At 70.9% G+C, this 6,970-nt stretch carries 8 protein-coding genes; 5 read left to right on the forward strand and 3 right to left on the reverse strand.

Annotated elements, in window-relative coordinates:
• On the reverse strand, positions 1-195 hold a 195-nt coding region (locus CCN72_RS40575; protein WP_244174259.1), incomplete at its 3' end, for an NAD-dependent epimerase/dehydratase family protein.
• Positions 196-421: 226 nt separating this feature from the next.
• On the opposite strand from CCN72_RS40575, the gene CCN72_RS16555 reads away from it, so the two are divergent.
• The 5 genes from CCN72_RS16555 (at position 422) to CCN72_RS16575 (ending at position 5,643) form a co-directional block, all read left to right on the forward strand.
• Positions 422-1,087 (forward strand): ScbR family autoregulator-binding transcription factor, encoded by a 666-nt coding sequence (locus tag CCN72_RS16555; RefSeq protein WP_086808182.1) that lies wholly within the window; start codon positions 422-424, stop codon positions 1,085-1,087.
• A 116-nt stretch (positions 1,088-1,203) separates the two neighbouring features.
• Positions 1,204-2,043: a class I SAM-dependent methyltransferase gene (locus tag CCN72_RS16560; RefSeq protein WP_244174261.1), complete on the forward strand. Its 840-nt coding sequence runs from the start codon at positions 1,204-1,206 to the stop codon at positions 2,041-2,043.
• 183 nt (positions 2,044-2,226) lie between these two features.
• Positions 2,227-4,383, forward strand: coding sequence for an MMPL family transporter (locus CCN72_RS16565; RefSeq protein ID WP_086808183.1), 2,157 nt, complete (start codon positions 2,227-2,229; stop codon positions 4,381-4,383).
• Between the two features lie 144 nt (positions 4,384-4,527).
• Positions 4,528-5,241, forward strand: coding sequence for an LmeA family phospholipid-binding protein (locus tag CCN72_RS16570; RefSeq protein WP_208638021.1), 714 nt, complete (start codon positions 4,528-4,530; stop codon positions 5,239-5,241).
• 21 nt (positions 5,242-5,262) lie between these two features.
• A complete protein-coding gene (locus CCN72_RS16575; protein ID WP_086808184.1) occupies positions 5,263-5,643 on the forward strand; it encodes a hypothetical protein in 381 nt (126 codons plus the stop codon).
• A 67-nt stretch (positions 5,644-5,710) separates the two neighbouring features.
• Here CCN72_RS16575 and CCN72_RS16580 read toward each other — a convergent pair whose 3' ends face one another.
• Together CCN72_RS16580 and CCN72_RS16585 are read right to left on the reverse strand one after the other, a co-directional pair.
• Positions 5,711-6,061, reverse strand: coding sequence for a cytochrome C oxidase subunit I (locus CCN72_RS16580; RefSeq protein ID WP_086808185.1), 351 nt, complete (start codon positions 6,059-6,061; stop codon positions 5,711-5,713).
• Positions 6,058-6,970: cytochrome c oxidase subunit I (locus tag CCN72_RS16585; RefSeq protein ID WP_208638022.1), on the reverse strand; the 913-nt coding region annotated here is incomplete at its 5' end. The genes CCN72_RS16585 and CCN72_RS16580, both read right to left, overlap by 4 nt.

The raw sequence follows: 6,970 nt of genomic DNA on the forward strand, positions 1-6,970 counted from the left end.
ATGCACCACCGCGTCCACCCCCGCGAGCCGCGGCCCGTCCCCGGCCGGATCCCAGCTCACCGCCTCGCCGCCGTCCCCCGGACCGCGGTCCGCGCCCGCCCGGACGAGTCTGACGACCTGATGGCCGTCCCCCGAGAGGGAGCGGACGAGGGCGGAACCGATGAGCCCATGGGACCCGGTGATCGCGACGCGCATGGCGTCCTCCTGGGGGGGCGAGATGGTGCGGTGTCTCCCTGGATTCAAACCCGGACCGACCCGGTTCGCGGCGCACGCCATGGGTTTTCCCGCGCGCGTTCTCGAACCCCGTGTCCCCCTCGCGCCCCCGGAGTCCCGGATTCCCCAACGGCCCGCGTGGACCCGGTGGTAGAGAGGCCGTGGGGTAGGCTACGGATTGGTTTAACGTTCAGCTTGAGGAGGGTCCATGGCTCAGCAGGAGCGAGCTGTGCGGACCCGACGGGCTGTACTGGAGGCCGCCGCCGGGGTGTTCGCCGAGCGCGGTTATGCCGCGGCGACCATCGCCGAGATACTGAACCGGGCCGGTGTCACCAAAGGCGCGCTCTATTTCCATTTCGACTCCAAGGCCGCCCTCGCCCGGGGTGTGCTGGAGGAACGGATCTCGGCCGAGTACCACGTGCCCCGGGAGCTGAAGCTCCAGGAGTGGGTGGACGCGGGGATGACCCTGGCCGACCGGCTGCCGCGGGAGCCCCTGCTGCTCGCCGCGGTCCGGCTCTCGGCCGACCTCCAGGGGCGGGACGTCTTCGGCAGCGCCTGGCCGGCCTGGGCCGAACTCACCGCGTCCCTGCTTGCGGAGGCCAGGGCCAGGGACGAGGTGCTGCCGCATGTGGTGCCGGAGGAGACCGCGCAGGTCTTCCTCGGGGCCTGGATAGGGGTGCAGTTCGTCTCGCAGGCCGTCGCCGACTGGGCCGATCTGGACCAGCGGATGTCGGCGCTCTTCGACCATCTGCTCCCCGCCATCGCCGTCCCGTCCGTCCTCGTCCGCCTCGACACCGCCCCGGATCGCGGCGCGCGGGTGATCGAGGAGGCCCGGCGCCGGTCACGGGCCGCGCTCGCCGGCGCCTCCAGCTGAAACGTCACGGCCCCGGGTCGCCCCCGGCCGATCGGCTTCTCTCCGCACTGCCTCCGGCCCGAGCCGCCTCACCTGACCGCCTTCACCTCAACCGCCCCCGCAGGAAAGGCCGTCACGTGACCTGGGAGTGGGACGACACCCTGTTCGCCGGGGCGGCCGAGCACTATGAGCGCGGCAGGCTGCCGTACGCCCCCGGCCTGGTTCCCCTGCTCGCCCGCGAGTTGTCCGCCGACGGCCGGGGCCGGCTGCTCGACGTGGGCTGCGGTCCGGGCACCGTCACCGTCCCGCTGGCCGCCCTGTTCCGGGAGACCGTCGGCGTCGATCCCGACCCGGGGATGATCCGCGCGGCCGATCGCCGGGCCACCGCCGCGGGGGTGGCCCCGCGGATCCGCTGGGCACGGCTGCGCGCCGAGGAACTCCCGGCCGGGCTCGGCCGGTTCGACGCCGTGGTCTTCGCGCAGTCCTTCCACTGGACCGACCGCGTCCGGGTGGCCCGCACCGTCCGCGCGATGCTCAGGACCGGCGGCGCGCTGGTGCACCTCGCCGACCTCAAGGGCGAGCGCCGGACAGCCGGAGGATCGCCGTACCCCGCCGTGCCCCACGAGAGCATCGCCGCGCTGGTCAAGGCGTACCTCGGGCCCGTCCGTCGCGCCGGCCGCGGGCTGCTGCCCCAGGGCACTCCCGGGGGCGAGGCCCGGATCCTGGCGGAGGCGGGATTCCGCGGCCCCGAGCGCCATGTCGTACCCGGCGGCGCGGTGTTGGAGCGCAGCACCGACGTCGTCGTCGCCTGGACCTTCTCGCACTCCTTCGCCGCCCCGCACCTCTTCGGGCCCCGCCTGGACTCCTTCGAGACGGACCTGCGCGGGCTGCTCGCGGCGGCCTCCCCGGCAGGGCGTTTCGCCGAGCGGGCCCCCAGCACCGAGGTGTTCATCTGGCGGAATTCCGGACCGGTTTGATCCGCTTGCGACGCGGTACAAGCCACGGGATATCCGGTGCGAAAAACGTATCGTCGGTCACTACGATGTGATCCCTCAGACAACCATTCGACCGGCTCGTCGGACTGGGCCGGTCGGGGTCGCCGATGCCAGGGACCGCTCCCCGGGCTGCGGTGATCTTCCTGTACAGGAGGACCCTCCCGCATGTTCCGACGTATTGGCGCTGCCGTCGTCCGGCATCCGGTCTGGACGATCGTGGCATGGCTGATCGCCGCGGTGGCGATCGTCGCCACCGCCCCAGGCCTGCCCTCCAACAGCGACGAGAGCAGTTTTCTGCCCAAGAGTTATGAGTCGATCCAAGCCGCGGAACTCCAGCAGAAGGCGTTCCCCAGCGCCTTCACCCCCTCCGCGATCGCGCTCTACCAGCGCACCGACGGCGGCCGGCTGACCGCCGCCGACCAGAAGGACATCGCCCGGATCACCACCGAACTGGGCGAGAAGAAGATCGATCAGGTACAGAAGGTGGTCCCCGGCCCGCCGTCGAAGGACGGCAGGTACTCCCTGACCCTGGTCCAGATGGACAGCAAGAACGCCGGCCAGCCCAAACAGGCCGACGCCGCCAAGACCTTGCGCGCCGACGTCAAGCAACTGGCCAGGGGAACCCATCTCGACGTCCGGCTGGGCGGCTCCGCCGCACAGGCCCTCGACCAGCAGGACTCCTCCAAGCGCGGCCAGGCGCTGATCGGCATCGGCACCTTCGTCATCATCCTGGTGACCCTGCTGATCATCTTCCGGGCACCGATCCTGGCCGTCCTGCCGCTGGTCCTCATCGGCCTGGTCTCGGCCGTCGCCAACGGGCTGATCGCCTACGCCACCAAGCTGTTCGGGCTCCAGGCCAACAGCTCGATCTCGTCCATCCTGATCGTGGTGCTCTTCGGTGTGGGCACGGACTACTTCCTGTTCCTGATGTTCCGCTACCGCGAACGCCTCAGGGCCGGTGACGAGTCCAAGGAGGCCATGATCAACGCGGTCGGCCGGGTCGGCGAGGCCATCGCCTCGGCGGCCGGCGCGGTCATCATCGCCTTCCTCGCGCTGGTCCTGTCCACCCTCGGCTTCCTCAAGCAGATGGGCCCCGCGCTCGCCATCGCGGTCGCCGCCACCCTGGTCGCGGGCCTCACCCTGATCCCGGCCGTGGTCTCCCTGATCGGGCCCAAGGTCTTCTGGCCCTCCAAGTCCTGGCAGAAGGAGCCGGAGAACGCCCGGTTCGCCGCGCTCGGCCGTGCGGTGCGCCGCCGCCCGGCGCTGGCCGCCGTCGCCTCCGGCCTGGTCCTGCTCGCGCTGTCGGCGGGCACGCTCGGCTACAAGGCCACCTTCGACCTGGCGTCGGGCTCCATGCCCAAGACCAAGGAGTCCATGGTCGTCCAGGACCAGATGCAGAAGGCGTACTCCGCAGGCGCCGCCGCGCCCACCGACGTCTACCTCTCCAGCACCGACGGCAAGCCGCTCGACAAGAGCGGATTCACCGGGTACGCGCACAAGCTCGGCACGGTCGACGGGGTCGCGAGCGTCCGGATGAGCCAGCTCGACAAGGACGGCACCACCGCGGACTTCACCGTCACCCTCACGTACGAGGCGTCCACGGACCAGGCCATCGACGCCGTGCAGCGGGTGCGCGACACCGCCCACGCCAACGCGCCCGCCGGCACGGAGGCGCTGGTCGGCGGCATGTCCTCGATCTACAAGGACATTGACACGGCGGTCAACCACGACTACCGCACGGTGTTCCCGGTCGCCGCCCTCCTCATCATGGTCATCCTCGGCCTGCTGCTGCGCAGCGTCGTGGCCCCTTGGTACCTGATGGCCTCGGTGGGCCTCGGCTTCGGCGCCACCCTCGGCGCCACGGTGTGGATCTTCCAGAAGGGGGAGGGGCACTCCGGCCTGATGTTCATGCTCCCGGTGATCATGTATCTCTTCGTGGTCGCCATCGGCACGGACTACAACATCCTCATGATCGCCCGGCTGCGGGAGGAGGCCCGCGAGGGCCGCGATCCGCGCGAGGCGGCGGGCCAGGCCCTGCGGCACGCCGGGCCGACCGTGGCCGCGGCCGGCTTCATCCTGGCGGCGACCTTCGCCACGATGATGCTGGCGGGCAACGCGCTGCTCACCGAGATGGGCTTCGCGGTCTCCTTCGGCATCGCGATCGCCGCGTTCGTCATGGCGATGTTCTTCACGCCGAGCCTCACCGCGCTCATCGGCCACGCGGCCTGGTGGCCGGGCCACGGCGACCGGGCGGCACAGACCCCCGGCACCGTCCCCGCGCGGCCCGCGGACGACCGTGACCCGGCGGGCCACGGCCGCTGACACCGGGCACCGCTCCACGGGGGCACACCAGGGCAGCGGCCCCGGTGTGCCCCCGCTGCTCTCGGCGGCCCGCCCGTGGTGCATGATCAAGGGCGCACGCGGGGAGCGTGCGGATCAACTCGACATATCACAGGGGGAATTGGGATGAGACGAAGATGGGTGAAGGTGCTGGCGATCACGGTCGTGGTGCTGGCCGTCCTGTTCACCGTCGCCGACCGGGTCGCCGTGCACTACGCGGACAAGGAGGCCGCCCGGCTCGCCGAGCAGAAGTACGGCTACGGCAACTCCACCGACAGCAGCATCGATGTGTCGATCAAGGGCTTCCCCTTCCTGACCCAGGCGTTCGCCCAGGACTTCGACCATGTCGCCCTGACGGCCGAGAACTTCACCGTCGACACCACGAACAACGCGCAGGGCGGCTATCTCGGCGTCGAGCGGCTCCGACTCGACCTGCACGGCGTGACGGTGACCTCGCTGACCGCGCGCAGCGCCGAGGCGAACCTCGTCAACGGCACACTGACCCTGTCGTACGACCAACTGTCCGGCGTACTCACGCGGTTGGCCGGCACCGGCGGTCCCGTCAAGGTGTCGCAGGCGCCGGGCTCGGACGGCCAGGCGGCACGGGTCGGGATCAGCGGCACCGTGGGCGGCCGGCAGGCCGACGGCACCGGTACGCTGCTCGCCCAGGGCGACGAGATCTCCCTCAGCACGCCCGGCGCCGAACGGCCCGCGGCCACCTGGCGCGTCGAACTCCCGGAGAACGTCGGCTTCAGCGCCGCCCGCGCCACCCCGGACGGCGTGCAGATCGACATGGTCGGCCATCTGGTGAACCTGGGCACCTCGCGCTTCTCCCGCTGACCGGCCCCCGGGCCCCGGCGGCTGCGTGGCCGGCCCTCCAGCAGCGCACCCGAAGACGTGGTGGAGAAGATCACCGAGAAGGCCGGGCACCCGGTCCCGGAGTCGGACGGCCGGGACAACCGGCTGTCCGGCCTCGGCGCGCTGACGGGCATCGCCGTCGGGGTCGGCACCGGCGCCGCCGTCGCCCTGCTCCACCGGGCCGGTGTCCGCCCGCCCGGCCGGCTGGGCGGCCCCGTCACCGGCGCCCTGGCCATGGTCCTGACCGACATCCCGATCGCCGGGCTCGGCATCAGCGACCCCCGCGCCTGGTCCCCGGCCGACTGGACCGCGGACGCCCTCCCGCACCTCGGCTACGGCCTGGTCACCTACGGGCTGATCAGCGCGGCCCACCGGCACCGTTGACCGCCGGCGTTCGACGGCAGCCGCCCCCTCGGGGGAGCGGCTGCCTTCGAACGAAACGCGAAGAACCTCAGAGAAGCAGCAGCAGCGTCACCGCAGCCGCCAGCCCCGCGCACACGCCCAGCGTCCAGCCCACGCACCGTCGCCGCAGCTCCCGGTACCTGTTCTCGTACTCGGCGCGCAGCGAGGTGCAGCGGGCGGCGATGCGCTCCAGGTCCTTCCTGGCGCGGCGCAGGGCGTCCTCGGCGTAACTCTGCTCGATCTCCGTGCGCTGGGCGGTCGTCAGCCAGTCCATGGGACGGACGAACTCCTGGGCCCGCTGCTCGGCCTCCGCGACACGGGCCTGCCAGAGCAGGTAGCCCTCCACCTCGTTGCTCAGTTCCCCCTCGGCGGCCCCCTGCCGCAGACTCGGGTCGCTCATACCGCGCCCTGCGCCTCGGCCTCCGCCAGCGCGATGTCCGGGTGGTGCAGGTCGAAGGCCGGGGCCTCACTGCGGACCCGGGGCAGGGTCAGGAAGTTGTGGCGCGGCGGCGGGCAGGAGGTCGCCCACTCCAGCGAGCGGCCGTAGCCCCAGGGGTCGTCCACGCCGACCGGCACCCCGAACCGCGCCGTCTTCCAGACGTTGTAGAGGAACGGCAGCATCGACAGGCCCAGCAGGAACGAGCCGATCGAGGAGACCGTGTTCAGGGCGGTGAACCCGTCGGCGGCCAGATAGTCGGCGTAACGGCGGGGCATGCCCTCGGCGCCCAGCCAGTGCTGCACCAGGAACGTGGTGTGGAAGCCGACGAACAGCGTCCAGAAGGTGATCTTGCCGAGGCGTTCGTCCAGCATCTTGCCGGTGAACTTGGGCCACCAGAAGTGGAATCCGGCGAACATGGCGAACACGACCGTACCGAAGACCACGTAGTGGAAGTGGGCCACCACGAAGTACGAGTCGGACACATGGAAGTCCATCGGCGGCGAGGCCAGGATGACACCGGTCAGACCGCCGAAGAGGAACGTGACGAGGAAGCCCGCCGACCAGAGCATCGGTGTCTCGAAGGACAGCGAGCCCTTCCACATGGTGCCGATCCAGTTGAAGAACTTCACGCCCGTCGGCACCGCGATCAGGAAGGTCATGAAGGAGAAGAAGGGGAGCAGCACACCGCCGGTGACGTACATGTGGTGCGCCCACACGGTGATGGACAGTCCCGCGATGGAGATCGTCGCGGCGATCAGGCCCATGTAGCCGAACATGGGCTTGCGGGCGAAGACCGGGATGATCTCGGAGACGATGCCGAAGAACGGCAGCGCGATGATGTACACCTCGGGATGGCCGAAGAACCAGAAG

Origin of the sequence: Streptomyces murinus (assembly GCF_002154555.1) — a bacterium.
Lineage (GTDB): Bacteria > Actinomycetota > Actinomycetes > Streptomycetales > Streptomycetaceae > Streptomyces > Streptomyces murinus.